The organism is Echinicola sp. 20G (genome assembly GCF_015533855.1).
Lineage (GTDB): Bacteria > Bacteroidota > Bacteroidia > Cytophagales > Cyclobacteriaceae > Echinicola.
Window position 1 is genome coordinate 1,652,339 of the sequence record NZ_AP024154.1, and the last position, 20,067, is coordinate 1,672,405.

Genomic DNA, 20,067 nt, shown 5'->3' on the forward strand with positions numbered 1-20,067 from the left:
AAGCTATGGTCATCAAAATTCTGGTACTTTTTTTATCTGCCTTTTTGGCGGGAATGTTAGCCTTATTTATGCCCCAATGGAAGGAAAAGAACTTCAAGATGATTCTGATCTTTGCAGGTTCATATCTGTTTTCCATTACAGTATTACATATTCTTCCTGAGCTTTTTGCCAATAGGGATTCTGCCTATTATATGGGACTCTATGTGTTGATAGGTTTCTTGTTGCAGCAGGTTTTGGAATTTCTTTCGTCAGGAATCGAGCATGGGCATATCCATCATCATGGTGGAGGAAGGAATACTGTTTGGATGGTAATGATTGGACTTTCCTTGCATGCTTTTTTGGAGGGAACTCTGCTCAGTCAGCAGCCTTCTTTGACGGGACATCATCATGGAAGCGAAACATTGATGTTTGGCATTATCATGCACAAGGCACCAGCGGCATTTGCTTTAGTGGCTGTATTGTTGAGTAGTTTAAAAAAGAATACTGTTTTAGTGCTTCTATTGGTCTTTGCTTTGGCTTCACCTTTAGGAATGATAAGTAGTGGTTTGCTTCAAGAGCAAAGCATCCTCACGGCCGAGGCTATGGACGTGCTTTTTGGATTAGTTGCAGGAGGTTTTTTGCATATTTCTACCACCATTTTCTTTGAAAGTAGTCCCCACCATAAATTCCATTTCAAGCGTTTGTTGATAAGCTTACTGGCAGCATTGGTGGCTATTGCATCTGAGTATTTACTTTAGTGAACGGTGGTTTAGGGACAGCTTGTTTCGGAAAATGCCTCTCCCACCATTGCTGGTACAGTAAATGGCGCATAAAGTGCTTGGCATATGATCGGTTCGTGCAAGTCTGCATCTTTCTCGGGATCATAGATTCTTACCCTATAAAACCCATCTTGGGTTATTTGGACTCCGTTTTTTGGCACTATTTTGATCACTCTAGAATAGAATGTGCCATCATAATAAGTAATGGATTCTCCGACATTTGATGGAGATGATACTTCGATCAAGACAAAATCGGAACATTGCTCCTTTCCAATTATTTTTCCTTGGACGCATTCGGGGGTAAGTTCATCCTCGTCACACCCCCATAATAAAAAGGCAAAAAGATATAAAATATAAAGACTTTTTCTCATCATCATTCCTGTTTGTAACCTAGACGCTTATAGATTCTCTTTCGCTACATCAACTTTTTCTAGCTTTTGGTGGATGTACTGTAGTGTGCTGGTAGGGTGATAAATTATTTGGCGATTTTCAGGATAATCCCTCTTTTTGTTGTTAATTGATAAGTTATAATGAAAGGTAAGATGAATAAGGAAGCCTTTTGGTGAATCTTTGTTTGGATAGCTTATTCCTAATAGTTTTAATTAAACAATACCCATCATAGCAATATAGAATTATGAATCATCAAGAAAAAATGAAAGCTTATTGGAGGAAGAATGTTAAAATTCTGCTTTCACTGTTGGCTATTTGGTTTACAGTTTCCTTTGGCTTTGGCATCATCCTAGTCGATACATTTAACCAGATTCAGGTAGGAGGTTTTAAACTTGGATTTTGGTTTGCCCAGCAAGGATCCATTTATGTTTTTGTAGTGCTGGTCTTTTTCTATGTCTGGCTTCTCAACAGGCTAGATCGGGAATTTGATGTGCACGAATAATTTTTCAAACCCAAAAGAAACCTAAAATGGATATTTTAACCTGGACTTATATTTTGGTTGGGCTTTCATTTGCCCTTTATATTGGTATTGCAATTTGGAGCCGGGCTGGTTCCACTAAAGAATTTTATGTAGCAGGAGGTGGAGTGTCTCCTTTAGCCAATGGGATGGCAACCGCTGCAGACTGGATGTCTGCGGCTTCTTTCATTTCCATGGCTGGGTTAATTGCGTTTGCAGGATACGATGGATCCGTCTATTTAATGGGCTGGACTGGAGGTTATGTTTTGTTGGCCCTGCTATTGGCACCCTATCTGAGAAAGTTTGGAAAATTTACTGTGCCTGACTTTGTAGGTGATCGGTATTATTCCAATAAAGCCCGAGTGGTTGCCGTGATCTGTGCTTTGTTTATTTCATTTACCTACGTGGCGGGTCAAATGCGGGGAGTGGGAATTGTTTTTTCTCGTTACCTGGAAGTGGACATTAATACTGGAGTGATCATAGGGATGTGTATAGTGTTTTTCTATGCAGTTTTGGGAGGTATGAAAGGGATTACCTATACACAGGTTGCGCAATATTGCGTGTTGATTTTTGCCTTTATGGTGCCTGCCATTTTTGTATCCATGCAGCTGACAGGCAATCCTTTTCCACAACTAGGCTTGGGAGGTACTGTGGAAGATGGTACTTATTTACTGGACAAACTGGACGGTGTATTGACAGAGTTGGGCTTCACCGCTTATACCAGTGGTCAAAAGCCCATGATCGATATGTTTGCGATTACTTTGGCTTTGATGGTGGGGACGGCTGGATTGCCTCATGTGATTGTTCGCTTCTTTACGGTTCCAAGAGTCAAAGATGCCCGGCTATCTGCTGGTTTTGCCTTGGTATTTATTGCGATTTTGTACACCACAGCACCGGCAGTAGCTGCTTTTGGTATTTACAATGCTATAGATTCTGTTGCGGAGCAGCCTGTTGATGACCTGCCAGAATGGGTGGAGAATTGGAAACAAACTGAGCTGATTAAAATTGATGACAAAAATGGAGATGGTGTGGTGCAATATGTGGCTGATCCTGAAACCAATGAACTAGATATTGACAAAGACATCATGGTGCTGGCCAATCCAGAGATTGCTGAATTACCAAATTGGGTGGTAGGCTTGGTGGCGGCAGGAGGTATGGCCGCAGCGCTTTCCACGGCGGCAGGTTTACTTCTGGTGATTTCTACTTCTGTGTCCAGGGATTTGGTGAAAAACTTCAATCCTGGGATTTCCGATAAAATAGAATTGATGATTGCCAGGGGAGCGGCTGCTGTAGCAGTGGTTGTGGCAGGTTATTTTGGAGTAAATCCTCCTGGCTTTGTGGCTCAGGTGGTGGCTTTTGCTTTTGGCTTGGCAGCGGCGTCTTTCTTTCCGGTGATCATCATGGGGATCTTCTCCAAACGGATGAACAAGGAGGGGGCTATTGCTGGTATGTTGACTGGCTTGGTTTTTACCTTGTCCTATATTGTTTATTTCAAATTCGGTACAGAGCTCTTTGGTGTGGCACCGGAGAGTTTAGCTTCTGAGAATTGGTTGTTTGGGATTTCTCCGGAAGGAATAGGGTCATTTGGCATGTTGTTGAACTTTATAGTGAGTTTCGTGGTGTCTATGTTTACTCCACCGCCACCAGCTGAAGTGCAGGAAATGGTAGAAGAAATCAGGATTCCAAGAGGAGCAGGAGCTGCACAGGAACATTGATGGCTAAAATCACCAAGCATCTTGTTTTAGGTTGAGACTAAAAATCATTTATTCCAATCATCAATTTCTTGATGATACTTAATTGATAAAATATAGAAAAAATCAATTAAATGATTAGATTTAAGACCCCGTAAAAATTAAAAAGCCATAGGGTCTTTTTCAAAATATTTCTTTAAGGACAAACCTGTTGCTCGAAATAATTGACTTTTATAGGCGTTTTAATTGGAAGGAAAAATATTAATAATAAAACCTAAAACCATATTACACCATGAGTGATAGAATCCACACCCTGAGTGGTTATTTTCATGAATATCAAAAAAGTGTCACCGAACCAGAGCAATTTTGGGCGAGAGTTGCTGATTCATTTCACTGGAAAAAGAGATGGGACAAAGTGCTGGAGTGGGACTTTGAAGGCCCTGATGTGAAATGGTTCGTCAATGGAAAACTGAATATCACCGAAAATATTTTAGAGCGACACCTGTTCATCATGGGAGATCGTCCGGCAATCATTTGGGAACCCAATGATCCTGAAGAAGAAGGTCGTACCCTCACTTACAAACAACTTTACCATGCTGTTTGTCAATTCTCTAATGCATTAAAAGCTAAAGGGATAGGAAAAGGTGACAAAGTCATCATTTATATGCCTATGGTGCCAGAGGCAGCTGTGGCGATGTTGGCCTGTGCCAGAATAGGTGCGGTCCATTCTGTGGTTTTTGCAGGATTCTCCAGTACTGCTCTTGCTGACCGAATCAATGATTGTCAGGCAAAAGCTGTTTTGACTTCTGATGGTAACTTTAGGGGATCAAAGAAAATAGCAGTAAAAGCGGTGGTAGATGAAGCTTTGGAAAAGACCAATACGGTAGAATCAGTGATTGTCTACCAGAGAACGCATCAGGACGTGACGATGAAGGAAGGAAGGGATCATTGGTGGCATGATGTTTTGGAAGGACAGCCCGATACCAATGAGGCAGAAGTGATGGACAGTGAGGACATGCTCTTTATTCTCTATACTTCAGGCTCAACCGGAAAGCCAAAAGGTGTAGTACATACCACTGGCGGATACATGGTGTATTCAAAATATAGCTTTGAGAATGTTTTCCAATACTCTCCTGGAGATGTGTATTGGTGTACGGCTGATATTGGATGGATTACTGGTCACTCTTACATAGTCTATGGCCCTTTATTGGCAGGGGCAACTTCTATCATGTTTGAGGGTGTACCAACTTACCCGGATGCTGGAAGGTTCTGGGCAGTGGTCGATAAATATAAAGTTAACCAGTTTTATACGGCTCCTACTGCCATCAGGGCATTGGAAGCGCATGGCACTGGACCAATACAGCCCTATAAACTCGATTCATTAAAAGTATTAGGTTCTGTTGGAGAGCCGATCAATGAAGAAGCATGGCACTGGTACCATACCCATATTGGGAAAAACCGTTGCCCAATCGTGGATACTTGGTGGCAGACTGAGACAGGAGGAATCATGGTTTCTCCATTGGCTGGGGTAACGCCTACGAAACCCGCTTATGCGACCTTGCCACTCCCAGGTGTGCAATTGGCCATTGTGGATCCAGAGGGTAAGGTGTTAAAAGGTAATTCTGTGGAGGGTAACCTTTGCATTAAATTCCCTTGGCCAGGGATGATCAGGACTACCTATGGTGATCATGAAAGATGCAAGCAGACCTATTTCTCCACCTACAAAGGCATGTATTTTACCGGTGATGGGGTGAAGCGGGATCATGATGGATACTATAGAATTTTGGGTAGGGTTGATGATGTGATCAATGTATCCGGTCATAGAATGGGTACTGCTGAAGTAGAGAACGCCATTAATGAGCACCCTAAAGTCATTGAGTCTGCCGTAGTAGGTTACCCGCATGAGGTTAAAGGCCAGGGCATCTATGCTTATGTCATCTGTGATATGAAAAACAGAACCGAGGAAAACCTCAAAGGGGAAATCAAGGACACCATTAGCAAGATTATAGGCCCAATTGCCAAGCCTGATAAAATTCAGATTGTCCCAGGATTACCCAAGACAAGGTCAGGTAAGATCATGAGAAGGATTCTGAGAAAAGTAGCCGAAGGCAGTATGGATAATATGGGAGATACTTCTACCCTTTTAGACCCAGGCGTGGTGGAAGAAATCATTAAGGGAAGAGTAGAGTAAGCTTAAGAAAAAATATGATTTGAGCCGTCCTTTTTGGGACGGCTTTTTTTATGCTTGGGGCTTCTAAATCCCGTTTCGACAAAAGATGCTTTTACCTTTCCAGGCTTTTTGAGTAGATTGCCTATCTAATTGGCCACAAGGTGTGCCCCATGTCATGGAGTATGCCCAAACCAAATAACCATGCCAAATGTCATCGTCAATCGGGTAAAGGAATTTCTCCATCGATTTCCTCCTTTCAGCTTTCTTTCAGATCAATTGCTGGAAAATGTGTCCAGAGAAGTGGAGTTGATGTATTTCTCCAAAGGAGAATATATTTTCAAAAAGGGTAATCCTGCCAGTCCCCATTTTTTTGTGCTCAAAGAGGGCTCGGTATATTTGACAGATGAGGATTCCGGGAAGATGGTTGTCAAGGATTATTGTGATGAAGGTGAGGTTTTCGGTGCCTTGGCGCTTTTGGGTCAACGTCCTTACGTCCTCAATAGTTATGTGGCCGAAGATACCTTGCTCTATGCGGTGCCTGTGGCCGTTTTTGATAAAGTACTGAAGGAGAACAGTGAGGTGAGTTTATATTTTGCGGCGGGATTTGCTGCAGGGCAAGTGGTGGTCAGGACAGATCTTTCCCAATCGCAAAAAGCCAGAAAACTGCTTAGAGATGCCTCTTCAGATCATGGTTTATCACTTTTTATGGAAGAGGGAAAGCTAAACTTTCCCACCAAAGTGCTTAGTTGTCAGTTGGGAGTTACTGTAGGAGATGCAGCCAAGTTGATGCATGAAAAGGGGGTAGGCTCAATTGCTATTTTAAACCAACGGGGATATCCTGTCGGTATTATTACGGACAAGGACTTGCGCAACAGGCTGGTGGCTGCTGGCTTGCCCTATACCACGAAGGTAGAGGAAATCATGACCAGTCCAGTAATGACCCTCCATCATCAAAGTGATTTTCCTAGTATTTACCTGATGATGATCAAGCATAGGTTGCATCATTTGATCCTTACGGAGGATGGTACCTCAAATAGCAAAATTACCGGGATTGTCTCCGATCATGATGTGTTCTTGTCTCATGGAAACAGCCCCGCTGTGCTTATTCATGCCCTGATGAATACTTGGGATGTGCAGGAAATGAGGGGGATCAGAGATCGTGCAGAATCCTTGTTGGGGTATTTTCTGGAAAATGAAGTGGCCATAGATTTTGTGGCCAGCATCATGTCGGAAATCAATGATGTGATCATCAAAAGGGCAATACTATTGGCCAAGAGAAAGCTGGATGAGGATTTTGAAGAAGAAAGCAAAGTCCCATTTTGCTTCTTGTCTTTAGGTAGTGAAGGGAGGCAAGAGCAGTTATTGCGTACCGATTTAGACAATGCCATTGTTTTTCAAGATGTACCATCTGATCATTTACCAAGGACGAAGTTATACTTTGAGACTTTGGCTCAAGAGGTGATTGAGACATTGATAGCCTGCGGTTATCATCCCTGTCCAAGTGAAGTAATGGCCAATAACCCTGATTGGTGCCAACCCTTATCGGTATGGAAAAGCTATTTTCACGATTGGGTCAATTTGCCCCAAGAGGAGGCATTGATGAAAGCCACCATATTTTTTGATTTTAGACCTGTCTATGGTCAAAAGCAACTTTCGGAGGAAATGACGGCTGCTATTTATCGGATGGTGGATCAAAAGCCCTCTTTCTTGAGCTTCTTGGCCAAGAATGCCTTGCTCAATCCCCCTCCTATGGGATTTTTTAAAAATTTCATTGTAGAAAAATCCGGGGAACACCAGGACCAATTCGATATCAAGCTCCGAGCAATGATGCCATTGGCCGATGCGGCGAGAATTTTGGCTCTGAGCCATTCAGTCTCAGGGGTGAACAATACCTTTGAGCGTTTTGAGAAGCTGGCGGAATTGGAACCTCAAAATGCTTCCTTGTACCAAGAAGCTAGAAGTGCGTATGAGATATTTTTACGCTTGAGGGCTTTGGAAGGGATAGCTTCAGGAACTTCGGGAAGGTACATCACTCCTCGTTCTTTGGGCAAGCTTCAGCGTCAATTGCTCAAAAATGCCTTCAGCCCAATACATAAGATACAGGAATTATTGACGGTTCGATTTCAAACGGATTATATTCGAAGTTAGATGACTTGGTGGGAAAGACTTTTTAAGCGGCCAATAAAGACCACAATGGTCAAACGCTATGAGGAAAAATTTGAGCAGAAAATCTCAAAAAAACTACCGATCAGTGAACTGACTTTTGTGGTTTTGGATACGGAGACTACTGGCCTGGATATTAAGAAGGATCATATTTTGGCTTTTGGCGCCATAAAAATCATTGGTAATCGCATCAAAGTAGATACGGCAAGAGAGCATTTTCTAAAGTCCTCTAAAAAAAGTGCTTCCAGCATCAAAATCCATGAAATCATCCAACCTACCAATGCTTTGCCTTTGCGGGAGTTTGTTCGAAGTTTATTGCCTTACTTGGGAAATGACATTCTGGTGGCTCATCATGCCGGGTTTGATTTGGCCATGCTAGAGAAGGCTACTCTTCCTTTTGGTTTAAGAAAAATCTTAAACCCTGTGGTGGATACAGGCGACTTGGCCATAAGGCTCGAGCATGGCATTCGCTATGACCCAAGCCGAATTAATTTGAAGGATTACAGCTTGGATGCTTTATGTGAGCGCTACAAGATTCCCATTTATGATCGCCACAATGCGGCAGGAGATGCATTCTTGACAGCCCAGTTACTATTGAAACTGCTCAAAGAGGCTGAAAAGAAAGGAATCACCACCTTTGGAGACTTAATGAGATGGTGAGATAAGGAGAGAATATTAGTTTTTTAGCTTAACATCCATCTCACCGGTAGACCTGAGGTAAAGCCTAATGTCTTCCTCAGTGGTATAAATGCCTTCCACGTCCAATGCAGGTCTTTTGACCCGGAAAGAGGCATAGTCAGTCTCCATATAACCTTGCTGCTGTAGTTCTAAGCGAGCTTCCCTGATCATGTCACCAATGGGGTAGCTAGCATATTTTTTGATTTCTTCCAAGACGGCACCTTGCTTCATCCAGCTAGCACTGCTGGCCAGTATGTTTTTAGTGTTCAGGTCAAAGTCAATTTCTTCAAAAACAATGGCTTCTCTCAAAGGGTCATAGGTAGGCTTGCCCACCAAATAAACATTTCCTGCAATGTTTTTCTTCCCATTTCGGGTGACCACAAAGTCCACTTTTACCAAAGCTTTATCCCCAAAACTTTGGGTCTGGAAGGATTTGGGGGTCAAGTCGGTTTTGTTATCCATTTTGAAAGTCTGGTTGGCCAACATTTCATTCAAGTACTTGTCCAAATCCTTGTAGGGAATAGATAATGGCAAGGTTATATCAATGAAATTTCGGGTATCATCATTATAATACAGGTTGGGCAAGCTGCTTAAAGTAATGTCTGGTTCGCTTCCAATTTGGGTAAAGACTTCTCCTTCTATACCAATGGTCAATTGGAGCTTTTGGTCCGTGGTAAACCTTTCTTTTACTTTTATCTTATGCGGAATGGTGTAAACATAAGCGTCAAAACCATCTTGTTCAAACTTCACTGGACGGCCATAAGCTTCCCACGTTTTCTGCATCATATCCTTAAAACTGATGCGGCTCAGGTTATTACCGGTAAGTTGCTCGTCCAACATTTTTTCTACATGTTCTTTAAGCATCGGCCCAAGATCAACCTCATAGCCAAGAAGGTTGTATTTTAAAGATCTTCCCCAACTTTCAATATTGACATTAGAAATGCCAATGTCCCAATTTCTGCCGATTTCTGGAATAAAGCTGACTCTAGGGATAATGCCTTCATCAAAAGGCACCGCAGTGGAAATCCGTTGTCCAAAGATTTTCTTTTCTATGTTGATTTTGCCTTGCAGCTTTAAAGGGAGTTCTATTTCCAATTTGTTTTGCCCAGAGGCGATCAAGGAGATATTGCCTGTTCTATTGACTTCAAGGTCAGCCAAAAGACCATTTCCTATATTCAGCCCAGTTTCAGTATAGAGCATCTGAGCAAGCTCACTATTGAGGTTTTTCTCGATGTAGTCCAGAGGAATTTCTAAAGGGACATTTACCTTGGAGATGGCATCGGGAAGGACTGTGGGCTCACCATCATATTTAGGCTTTTCAGGGTTAATGCCTTTACAGGAAAAGATCAGCAACAATAGGCTGAGCACAAATAAGTTGGTCTTCATAATTTACTTTTCAAGCTTACAAGATTAACAAATCCTTGCGAAAATGTGGAAATCTCAAGAATGCTTTTACAATAATCATGCGTTAAATTTTATTAATAAGCTAGGATTGGATTTATTTGAGCTGTTTTTTGTCGATTTCCATTATCTTCGAACCAAATTAGCCCAATTTGGTGTTAGAGAGAGTTCAAAGTGAAAGATTAATCAAAGAGGAATTTATATGGCTTGGAAAGTAATTGATAAAGTAGAGCAACTCAGACATATTAAGGAAGAAAGCAAAGTGCAGCCAGTGTTGATCTTCAAACACTCTACCAGTTGCTCCATTAGCGGAATGGCTTGGAACCGCTTGCAAAGAAATTGGAAGGAAGATGATTTTAGTAAAGTCTCTCCCTATGTGTTGGACTTGTTGAGTTATAGAGAGATTTCAAATGCCATCGCAGAGGAATTTGCTGTCGAACATGAGTCTCCACAGGTCATCTTGGTCAAAGATGGAATGGCTTACTATGATACCAGTCATATGGGAATCAACTATCAGGAAATTATCGGTCAGTTGGGGTAGCCCTTGTTCCATTAAAGATCTAATGGGGAGGTTTTGACCGATTTTGGTCAGTGCCTCCCTTTTTATTTTATATGCTAAAAAAGCTTTAGTACTCAAAGTTTATCTTTAAACCATTTTTTTGCCACTCATCAACAAAAAATCCATATAAAGCAAATTGTCCAAAATGGGCATTAAACGTCTCATAATTTTTTGGGTCTAAAGAGCATCTAAAACTTGATGCATGAAGACAGTACTTACAACATTTATTTTTGGCCTTCTGATGCTTGCTTGGACAGCATCAGGCTTTGCCCAGCAAACCAATGGAGGACAAGGAGGAAGACGCCCTCAGGCCGGTAATTCTTTTAAGATTACCGGAACCATTATTGATGCCGAAACGGAAGAACCACTGGTTGGAGCCAATGTTTTGGTGAAGAATCCAGCTGACTCATTGATGGCAGCCACTGTCACCAATGATAAAGGCATTTTTGAGTTGGTCAGGCCACGTCTCCAAAGTCTCATTATTGAGGTGTCTTACATTGGGTATACCAAAATGAAGCAAAATATTGATCAACGTGGACCTATTGATTTGGGCATATTAAAATTGATGCAGGACAGCAATGAATTGGGTGAGGTTTTGGTGGAAGGACAAGTGCCTGTTGGTGAAATGAAAGGGGATACAGCCGTGTTTAATGCGGCGGCATTTAAAACCAAAGAAAATGGCTATGCAGAGGACTTGATCAAAAAGATTCCGGGAGTGGTCATTGAAAATGGAAAAATCCAAGCGCAGGGAGAGGATGTACAAAAAGTGCTGGTGGATGGCCGGGAATTTTTTGGGAGCGACCCCAACATTGCCCTTAAAAACCTACCAGCTAATATGATTGATCAAGTGGAAGTCTTGGATCAAAAGTCTGATCAGTCCAGGCTGACAGGATTGGATGATGGTAATTACGCCAAGACGATCAATATCATCACCAAGGGTGACATGCGTAATGGCTATTTTGGGCGTGTATATGGAGGTTACGGTACAGATGACCGATATGCTGGAGGTGGAAATATCAACCTGTTTAAAGGCGATAAGAGAATTTCCATTATCGGCTTATCCAATAATATCAACCAGCAGAACTTTTCATCAGAGGATTTATTGGGTGTTTCAAACAGTGTAGGTGGTGGCCGCAGAAGAGGCCCCGGAGGTGGAGGAAATGATAACTTCTTGACTGGAAATAATAATGGGATTTCCAAAACCAATTCTCTCGGTTTGAATTACAGTGACCGGTGGGGAGATAAAATCAATTTTACTGGAAGTTATTTTTTCAATAACTCCATTACCAACTTGAGACAAATCACCAATACTGAAACGGTGGTTTCAGAAGAGTTAAAACAATATTATCAAGAGAACCTGATCAGCAACACCAATAATAAAAACCATCGTGTCAATGCAAAAATTGAATACGACATAAATGACAAAAATTCACTGATCATCACTCCTACTCTTAGTTTTCAGAACAATGACCGCATCAGTGACCAATACGGTTTGAACTTAGACGGCAGCCTTGACTCTTTGAGTGCTGCCAAGACCATCAACGACAGGGTGAGTGAAGGCTTCAATATTGCAAATAACCTGACCTACCGCTACAAATTTGATAAGCAAGGTAGAACGCTTTCTACTAATGTTTATACAGCATTTAGAAAAAATGATCAATTTACAGATCTCTTATCTGCCAACAGGGACTTTGTGCGGAATGCGGTGGACACAGTGCTTCAAGAGACCAATGCCTTATCGGATGGGTTTAACTACCGCGCGAATGTGACCTATACGGAGCCGGTAGGAGAAAAGTCCATTATGTCTTTGGATTACCAAATTGGAAACAATAAAAGCTCTGCAGACCAGAAGACCTATGTTTTGGCCCAAGAGCAGAACTTGATGGTTTTGGACACCGCTTTGAGTAATGAATTTGACAACAAATTCACGACACAAAAAGTGGGTTTGGGCTACCGTTTCAGTGACAATGGCTTTAACTTGAATTTAAATGTGGATTATCAAAATGCTCAACTGAACAATGAGGCCGTTTTTCCTCAAGAGGCGAACTATAACAGGAGCTTTAATAATATTCTGCCCAATGCAAGTATCAACTATAGAAATAGAGAGACAGGGCGAAATATGCGTTTTAGGTATCGTACCAGCACCAATGAGCCTAGTGTAAACCAACTCCAAAATGTAATTGATAATAGCAACCCGCTGCAAATGAGTGTGGGTAACCCTACTTTGGGACAAAGTTACAACCATAATTTCTTCTTGAATTTTGGGAAATTTGACATGGAAAAGTCCAAGACACTTTTTGTGTTTGCTAATGCCTCATTTACCCATGATTATATCGGAACGCATACTTATGTGGCCAGTCAGGATACCTTGATCAATGGCGAGGTGCTTTTGCGCCAGGGGGGGCAAATTACCCAACCTGTAAACCTTAAAGGAAACTGGAATGCCAGGATTTTTCTGAATTACGGTACACCATTGGAAAAGCTTAAATCCAATTTCAACATGAATTCCAGTGTGAGCTACAGCAAGTCACCGGGTATGATCAATAACCAAATCAATTATAATGAAACTGTGGGATTGACGCAGCGCCTTTCTTTGACCAGTAATATCAGTAAGGACATAGATTTTACCATCGGAACCAGTGGAACTTATAACATTGTCAACAGTAGTTTGCAGACTTCATTGGAAAACAATTATTACCAACAGAATTCCAATGTCCAGCTTTACTATTCTCCCAATGATGGAAAACTCTTTGTGAATACTACTATGAACAATACGTTTTATGCGGGCTTGTCGGAAGGATTTGATCAATCCATTTGGTTATGGAATGTAGAAGCAGGTTATCGCTTCCTAAAGGATAACAAGGGAGAATTAAAATTGAGTATTTTTGACCTTTTGGGAGAGAACAATACGATTAGCAGAACTGTGTCAGATGTATCAGTATCTGATGTATATTCCAACGCTTTGACCAGTTATGGTTTGGTGACCTTTACCTATATTATAGGGAAGTTCAAAAAGTCAGAGGAAGATGACAGGGGAAGTAGGTTTAGAAGGTTTGGACCACCTCCGGGCGGAGCTAGAAGTTGGTAATAGAGGCAAAAATTATTTAACCTTAAAATCAAAACAGTCCTAGGAATGCATTCCTGGGACTGTTTTTTTGTTACTAAATTTTAAGGAGTGTAGGGCAATCTTACATGGAGGGAAGTAAAACTGTATCCACTACATGAATGACGCCATTTGACTGGAAGACATTTGGAATACTAACTTTTGCCTTATTTCCATTTACGTCAGAAATGTAAAGTTCATCACCTTTCATCCAAGCGGTAAGGGTTTCGCCTTCCACAGTAGTCATCATTGCTTTGCCATTACCTTTCTTAATGGCCTTCATGATGTCTTTGGCACTCATCTTTCCAGCCACGACATGGTAAGTGAGTACCTTGGTTAGGGCGGATTTGTTTTCTGGTTTTAATAAATTTTCTACCGTACCCTCAGGAAGCGCCTCAAAAGCTTCATTTATCGGAGCAAATACCGTAAAAGGCCCCTCTCCTTGAAGCGTTTCCACCAAACCTGCAGCCTTTACAGCAGCCACTAGTGTTGTATGGTCCGCAGAGTTGACGGCATTTTCGACAATGTTCTTGTTGGGATACATTGGTGCTCCTCCCACTTCAACTGTCTTTTTCATTTGGGAAAAAGCTTGGGATGAGCCTAGCACAAAAAATGCTAGAAATGTCACTTTTAAAATATTCATTGATTTCATAAACTTTAATAGTTGATTGGTATGGATATACGCTATAGAATAATGTTTCGGATTTTTGTGACAGCTGCTTCCACAAACAATTTACCGTACCCTTGGTTTAAAGCATATGAAAAACTACCTGATAATTGGTGCTTCTTCAGGGATTGGTAGAGAGCTGGCCCTTATGCTAAAATCCCAAGGATATGAAGTTTATGGCACCTACCACAAAAACAGACCTGATTTAGCGGAAGGGATTCATTATTTTCCTTTTGCAGCCTTGGAAAGTAGTCTGGATAATGAGGAACTTCCAGGACACCTGAATGGTCTAGCCTATTGTCCGGGGAGCATTACGCTCAAACCATTTTCAAGATTAAAACAGGAAGGCCTATTGGAAGACATGAAGCTCAATGTACTTGGAGCAGTGCACGTAATCCAAGAAATGTTGCCTAAGTTGAAGCAGACTGACCAATCGTCCATCGTATTATTTTCCACCGTAGCGGTACAATTAGGACTCCCCTTTCACACAACTGTGTCCATGGTGAAAGGAGCTTTGGAGGGCCTGACCAGGTCATTGGCTGCGGAGCTAGCCCCTAAAGTGAGAGTGAATGCCATTGCCCCTTCTTTGACAGATACCCCTTTGGCAAAATCCCTGCTCAGCAATGAAGAAAAGAAAAATGCTAACGCCCAGCGACACCCCTTGCGGCGTGTGGGAGAGCCTCGTGATATTGCTAATATGGCGGCTTTTTTGCTTACAGAACAGTCAAGTTGGATCAGTGGACAAATTTTTCCAGTGGATGGTGGAATGTCATCCATGAAAACATAAACCGAAAACTATTATGGAAACCACCGTAAATTTTGATAATCAAAAGATCAATTGGATCAAACTAATAATGTGTGTGCTGGGGGTGGTCATTGTGGGTAGCATCTCTGGACTAGCCAACATCGGAAATATTGAAACGTGGTATGCAGGATTGGAGAAGCCCTCTTTCAACCCACCCAACAGTATCTTTGCACCAGTGTGGACAAGCTTGTATGCCCTAATGGGACTCGGACTCTATTTGATCTGGAGGAAAAACCAAAGCCGACCAAGAAGTCAGGCGTTGATAGTGTTTTTTATTCAGTTGGTATTTAACTTTTGCTGGAGTTTCATCTTTTTTTACTTCCACCAACCAGGCCTGGCAGCGATCGAAATAGTCTTGCTTTTGGGTTTGATAGTTTACATGATCAATAGATTTTATCAGGTGAGTAAAGTAGCCGCCTATTTGCAGGTTCCTTACCTCCTTTGGGTGAGTTTTGCCACGGTATTGAATATCAGTATTTGGTGGTTGAACCATTGAAACATTCAATCCAAAAACAATTCTTAATTATTCGGGTTGATTATTTATAATAAAAATTGATCATTTAGCCTGAAGTACTTTTATGCTTGGGCTATAAACAGCAAAGGTTAAAATGGCACATTACCAACTCTTTACCGAACAGAAAATCCCAGCCTCAGTCGATGAAGTTTGGGACTTTATTTCTTCGCCGGCCAATTTGAAGGAGATCACCCCAGATCATATGGGTTTTGACATTACTTCCAAAAACTTGCCCCAAAAAATGTATCCGGGGATGATTATTTCCTATAAAGTCAGTCCATTATTGAGGATTAAAATGACTTGGGTCACTGAAATTACCCAGGTGAAGGAAAAAGAATTCTTTGTAGATGAGCAGCGGATTGGCCCTTACGCCATGTGGCATCACCAGCACCGTTTGATTCCTTTGGAAGACGGCGGTGTTTTAATGCAGGATATTGTGACTTACCAACCTCCTCTAGGACCACTGGGGGCTATCGCCAATGCCGTTTTTATTCGGGGACAGCTTCAGCGGATTTTTGACTATCGGTTCAAAGCGGTGGAGGAAAAGTTTGGTAAATATGTCCCTGACCTCATCATGGAAAAGTAAGATGCAATTTCCTACAGGTTATGATCTGATATTGGAACGAGTAGAGCAGGTAAAGCCTCAGGAGTATGGGCGTACCAGAAACTTTATAGATGGAGATGTAACCTATCTTTCTCCTTATATTTCACGAGGCGTAATTTCTACCCAACAAGTCATGCTTAAGGTCCTTGATCAAGGATATGAACCCAAGAAGATTATTAAATTTTTGCAGGAATTGGCCTGGAGGGATTATTGGCAGCAGGTTTGGGTAGCAAAAGGCGAGTCCATCAACAGGGACTTCAAGCAAACTCAGGAGCCGGTCAGCAACCAAGCAATGCCCAAGGCCATTATAGAAGCCAGCACTAGAATAAGTGCCATTGATACGGCGATTCAGGAATTTTACAATACAGGCTATCTGCACAACCATGTCCGCATGTATTTGGCCTCTTTAGCCTGTAACATGGGACAAAGCCATTGGTCAGTACCGGCAAAATGGATGTATTATCATTTGCTGGATGCAGACTGGGCCAGCAATGCCCTGAGTTGGCAGTGGGTAGCAGGAAGTAACAGCCACAAGAAGTATTTGGCCAATCAAGCCAACATCAACAAATATTGCCATTCTGATCAGCAGGGGACTTTTTTGGACAAAAGTTATGAGGAGTTGACAAAAATGGGCATTCCAAAAGAATTGAGAGATACGGCTTTGCCGGATTTAAGCATAAGCCTTCCCAAAACTGAAAGGCCCAAAGTGGATAGCACAAAACCCACCTTGGTCTATAACTTTTATAACCTAGATCCCCAGTGGCGAAAGGATGAAGATGCAAACAGGATACTTTTATTGGAGCCCAGCCATTTTGAACAATTTCCTGTTTCCCCTAATACCTTCGATTTTGTGCTGAAACTGGCCGATAATATCCCCGGTATTCAAGTGTTCGTTGACGAATATTCCTCGCTAGAGGAGAAATTCGGGCTTCAAGAGTTCTATTTCAAGGAACATCCATTGAACAGTCATTATAATGGCACCAAAGAGGATAGGGATTGGATGTTTCCGGTTACTGGATACTATCCCTCTTTTTTTGCTTTTTGGAAGAAGTGCCAAAAACATTGGCCACTTGATTAAGCCTTTGGTCAATATCGTCTGGCTGAAGCGGGATTTACGGACGCAGGATCATTGGCCCTTGCAACAAGCAGAGTCAACTGGTACTCCATATCTTCTGCTGTATTGTTTTGAGCCAAGTCTCATCGCTTATCCAGATGCAGCCGACCGACATTTTCAATTTGTTTTTCATTCCTTAGAAGCGATGAACAAGGTATTGGCTCCTTACCAAAAGCAAGTGGATGTGTTTTATGGTGAGGCAACACAGGCATTTGAATCCTTGTTGGAGCAATTTACCCTACAGTGTGTCTGGAGCTATCAGGAAAGTGGCCCACAAATCACTTGGGACAGGGACAAGTCCGTCGCAAAACTATTGGAGGAAAATGGAGTAGTATGGAAGGAATACCAAAGAGATGGTGTGATTCGTGGGATTAAAAACCGAAAAGGCTGGGATAGGCATTGGTACCAAATGGCCAATTCAACCTGCATATATAATTCTTTTTCGATGAACACAGCCGCTACTTTTCAACATGCCTACCATTTGCCAAAAGAACTGATGGACAAATGGAAGCAATACCCCAAGTCTTTGCAGCCAGCAGGGGAGCAGGGCGCGTGGCGTTATTTGGATTCCTTTGTGAAGAAAAGAGGGAAAAATTACCGAAAGCACATTTCCAAGCCTTTGGAAAGCCGATTGTCCTGTGGCCGCATTTCTCCTTATCTCGCATGGGGCAATTTGTCGATCCGGCAGGCCTACCAATATGTCAAAAATCACCCCAATTATCCTGTCCATAAAGCCGCTTTTAATGCTTTTCTGACCCGCTTGAAATGGCATTGTCATTTTATCCAAAAGTTTGAAATGGAATGCAGCTATGAGCATACCTGCATCAACCGTGGCTATGAATCGTTACGTCATCCTCTAAAGCCTGAATGGATCAGGTCTTGGGAGGAGGGCCGGACTGGATACCCTCTGGTAGATGCCTGCATGCGTTGCCTAAAGGCTACAGGTTGGATCAATTTCAGAATGCGTGCCATGTTGGTGTCTTTCTTTTGTCACCACCTTTTTCAAGATTGGCGAGAAGGGCATTATCACTTGGCCCGGCTGTTTTTGGATTATGAACCAGGGATTCACTATACTCAATTTCAAATGCAGGCCGGCACCACGGGTGTAAACACCCTGCGAATCTATAACCCTGTCAAACAATCCCAAGATCATGATCCGGACGGTCAGTTTATCAAACAATGGGTTCCAGAGCTAGAAAAGGTGCCAGCTGCTTATCTCCATGAACCTTGGAAAATGCCGCTACTAGAGCAGGAAATGATTGGCTTCAGGCTAGGAGAGAGTTATCCGCATCCCTTGGTGGATATTCAGCAAAGTGCCAAAAAAGCCAGAGAACTTATCTGGGGCCATAGAAAGGACAAGCAGGTTCAAGCAGAAAGAGAAAGAATCATCAGCACCCATACCAGAAATACAACCAATACATGAAAACCGTCAACCTTGTTTTTCCTCATCAGCTGCATGAAAATAGCCCTTTACTGGACAATGGGCATGCTGTTTTTCTAATAGAGGAACTTTTGTTTTTCAAACAGTACCAATTCCATCGGCAAAAGCTGTTGTTTCACCGGGCAAGCATGCAAGCCTATCTGGGTTTTCTAACCCAAAAGGATATCGAAGTACATTATGTGCCATGTACCGAGGAAACTTCGGATGTCAGAAAGCTGATTCCTAAATTGGCCAAGGATCAAGTCAAGAAGATTTGCCTGATTGACCCAACCGATAATTGGTTGGAGAAGCGGATTAGAAAAGCTTGCGAAGAAGCAGGGCTTGAATGGGAGATGCATGAAAGTTTGCTGTTCTTAAATACAAAAGAAGATCTAAAGGACTATTTTGGGAAAAAGGAAAAATACTTTCAGGCTGATTTTTATGAGCAGCAGCGTAAGAAGCGTGAAATACTGATGGATGGAGATCAACCCCTGGGTGGAAAATGGAGCTTTGATGCAGACAACCGGAAAAAATATCCCCCAAAAAAGACTCCACCAAAAATTCAATGGCCAAAAGCAAACAAGTACAGTCAAGAGGCCAAGCAGTACGTGGAAAAACATTTTAAGGGGAACTATGGAAACCTTGAAGAGGGGCTTTTATACCCAGTGACATATGCAACGGCAAGGGTTTGGTTCGAGCAGTTTTTGGAATATCGCTTCAAGGAGTTTGGCCCATATGAAGATGCCATTGTAGAAGCGGAGATTGTTTTGCACCATAGCGTGTTGACTCCCCTGTTGAATGTAGGTTTGCTGCATCCTCAGGAAGTACTGGAACGGGCCATCGCTTATGCAGAGGAGCATCAGGTTCCTCTAAATACCCTTGAAGGTTTTGTAAGGCAGATTATGGGTTGGCGAGAATTTATCCGAGGGGTTTATGTTTGGAAGGGTAGCCAAGAAAGAACCAAGAACTTTTGGGGATTTGAGCGGAAGATCCCACAGGACTTTTGGCAGGGAGAAACGGGGATTGGTCCTATTGATAAGACCATTCAAAAAACCATAAAAACCGCTTATAACCATCATATTGAGCGCTTGATGGTCTTGGGGAATTTTATGCTTTTGTGTGAGTTTGATCCCAATGAGGTGTACCGATGGTTTATGGAAATGTATATTGATGCCTATGACTGGGTGATGGTACCCAATGTGTATGGCATGAGTCAATTTGCTGATGGGGGCTTGATGGCGACAAAACCCTATATCAGTGGCAGCAACTACCTCAAAAAGATGAGTGACTATTCCAAAGGAGACTGGCAGGAAACCTGGGATGCATTGTTCTGGCGGTTTATGCATGTCCACAGGGATTTTTTAGGAAAAAATCATAGGCTGAAGATGTTGCTCAGCACTTTTGATAAAATGGATAAGGAAAAACAAAAAAAGCTATTGGATAAGGCCGAGGAATTTTTGAAGGGATTGGGGGGTAGCAAATGAGTAAATCTAACTTTCCAACTGGTCATATT

At 42.2% G+C, this 20,067-nt stretch carries 17 protein-coding genes; 14 read left to right on the forward strand and 3 right to left on the reverse strand.

Going from position 1 to position 20,067, the window contains the following annotated elements; all coding sequences use genetic code 11:
- Positions 1-5: 5 nt before the first annotated feature.
- Positions 6-737 carry a ZIP family metal transporter gene (locus tag JL001_RS07330; protein ID WP_200975471.1) on the forward strand — a complete coding sequence of 244 codons (732 nt, stop codon included), beginning with the start codon at positions 6-8 and terminating at the stop codon, positions 735-737.
- A gap of 11 nt (positions 738-748) precedes the next feature.
- On the opposite strand, the gene JL001_RS07335 is transcribed toward JL001_RS07330, so the two are convergent.
- A complete protein-coding gene (locus JL001_RS07335) occupies positions 749-1,135 on the reverse strand; it encodes a hypothetical protein (protein ID WP_200975472.1) in 387 nt (128 codons plus the stop codon).
- A 257-nt stretch (positions 1,136-1,392) separates the two neighbouring features.
- Between JL001_RS07335 and JL001_RS07340 the strand changes: the two genes are divergently transcribed.
- The 5 genes from JL001_RS07340 (at position 1,393) to JL001_RS07360 (ending at position 8,349) form a co-directional block, all read left to right on the forward strand.
- On the forward strand, positions 1,393-1,650 hold the full coding sequence (locus JL001_RS07340) for a DUF4212 domain-containing protein (RefSeq protein ID WP_200975473.1): 258 nt from the start codon (positions 1,393-1,395) through the stop codon (positions 1,648-1,650).
- A 26-nt stretch (positions 1,651-1,676) separates the two neighbouring features.
- Entirely contained in the window at positions 1,677-3,380 is a 1,704-nt protein-coding gene (locus JL001_RS07345; protein WP_200975474.1) for a sodium:solute symporter family protein, read from the forward strand.
- A 268-nt stretch (positions 3,381-3,648) separates the two neighbouring features.
- Positions 3,649-5,547, forward strand: a complete 1,899-nt coding sequence (acs, locus tag JL001_RS07350; RefSeq protein WP_200975475.1) for an acetate--CoA ligase — start codon at positions 3,649-3,651, stop codon at positions 5,545-5,547.
- A 180-nt stretch (positions 5,548-5,727) separates the two neighbouring features.
- Positions 5,728-7,674 (forward strand): DUF294 nucleotidyltransferase-like domain-containing protein, encoded by a 1,947-nt coding sequence (locus JL001_RS07355; protein ID WP_200975476.1) that lies wholly within the window; start codon positions 5,728-5,730, stop codon positions 7,672-7,674.
- Positions 7,675-8,349 (forward strand): PolC-type DNA polymerase III, encoded by a 675-nt coding sequence (locus tag JL001_RS07360; protein ID WP_200975477.1) that lies wholly within the window; start codon positions 7,675-7,677, stop codon positions 8,347-8,349.
- Positions 8,350-8,364: 15 nt separating this feature from the next.
- On the opposite strand, the gene JL001_RS07365 is transcribed toward JL001_RS07360, so the two are convergent.
- Positions 8,365-9,753, reverse strand: coding sequence for a DUF4403 family protein (locus JL001_RS07365; protein WP_200975478.1), 1,389 nt, complete (start codon positions 9,751-9,753; stop codon positions 8,365-8,367).
- Positions 9,754-9,970: 217 nt separating this feature from the next.
- Between JL001_RS07365 and ytxJ the strand changes: the two genes are divergently transcribed.
- Positions 9,971-10,309, forward strand: coding sequence for a bacillithiol system redox-active protein YtxJ (gene ytxJ, locus JL001_RS07370; RefSeq protein WP_200975479.1), 339 nt, complete (start codon positions 9,971-9,973; stop codon positions 10,307-10,309).
- Between the two features lie 220 nt (positions 10,310-10,529).
- Positions 10,530-13,415 carry an outer membrane beta-barrel protein gene (locus JL001_RS07375; protein ID WP_236252737.1) on the forward strand — a complete coding sequence of 962 codons (2,886 nt, stop codon included), beginning with the start codon at positions 10,530-10,532 and terminating at the stop codon, positions 13,413-13,415.
- A gap of 100 nt (positions 13,416-13,515) precedes the next feature.
- Here the strand turns inward: JL001_RS07375 and JL001_RS07380 are convergent, their stop codons facing one another.
- Positions 13,516-14,073 carry a fasciclin domain-containing protein gene (locus tag JL001_RS07380; RefSeq protein WP_370567356.1) on the reverse strand — a complete coding sequence of 186 codons (558 nt, stop codon included), beginning with the start codon at positions 14,071-14,073 and terminating at the stop codon, positions 13,516-13,518.
- A 115-nt stretch (positions 14,074-14,188) separates the two neighbouring features.
- Here JL001_RS07380 and JL001_RS07385 point away from each other — a divergent pair, with 115 nt between their 5' ends.
- The 6 genes from JL001_RS07385 to JL001_RS07410 all read left to right on the forward strand — a co-directional run bounded on the left by JL001_RS07385 (position 14,189) and on the right by JL001_RS07410 (position 20,038).
- A complete protein-coding gene (locus tag JL001_RS07385) occupies positions 14,189-14,884 on the forward strand; it encodes an SDR family NAD(P)-dependent oxidoreductase (protein WP_200975481.1) in 696 nt (231 codons plus the stop codon).
- A 13-nt stretch (positions 14,885-14,897) separates the two neighbouring features.
- A complete protein-coding gene (locus JL001_RS07390) occupies positions 14,898-15,398 on the forward strand; it encodes a TspO/MBR family protein (protein WP_200975482.1) in 501 nt (166 codons plus the stop codon).
- A gap of 112 nt (positions 15,399-15,510) precedes the next feature.
- Complete coding sequence (locus JL001_RS07395) at positions 15,511-16,002, forward strand: SRPBCC family protein (RefSeq protein ID WP_200975483.1); 492 nt, start codon at positions 15,511-15,513, stop codon at positions 16,000-16,002.
- Positions 15,974-17,098: an FAD-binding domain-containing protein gene (locus JL001_RS07400; protein WP_236252739.1), complete on the forward strand. Its 1,125-nt coding sequence runs from the start codon at positions 15,974-15,976 to the stop codon at positions 17,096-17,098. The genes JL001_RS07395 and JL001_RS07400 overlap by 29 nt, the downstream gene beginning before the upstream one ends.
- Positions 17,091-18,557 (forward strand): cryptochrome/deoxyribodipyrimidine photo-lyase family protein, encoded by a 1,467-nt coding sequence (locus JL001_RS07405; RefSeq protein ID WP_236252740.1) that lies wholly within the window; start codon positions 17,091-17,093, stop codon positions 18,555-18,557. The genes JL001_RS07400 and JL001_RS07405 overlap by 8 nt, the downstream gene beginning before the upstream one ends.
- On the forward strand, positions 18,554-20,038 hold the full coding sequence (locus tag JL001_RS07410) for a cryptochrome/photolyase family protein (protein ID WP_200975485.1): 1,485 nt from the start codon (positions 18,554-18,556) through the stop codon (positions 20,036-20,038). Before JL001_RS07405 ends, JL001_RS07410 begins: the two co-directional genes overlap by 4 nt.
- The last annotated feature ends 29 nt before the right edge of the window (positions 20,039-20,067 follow it).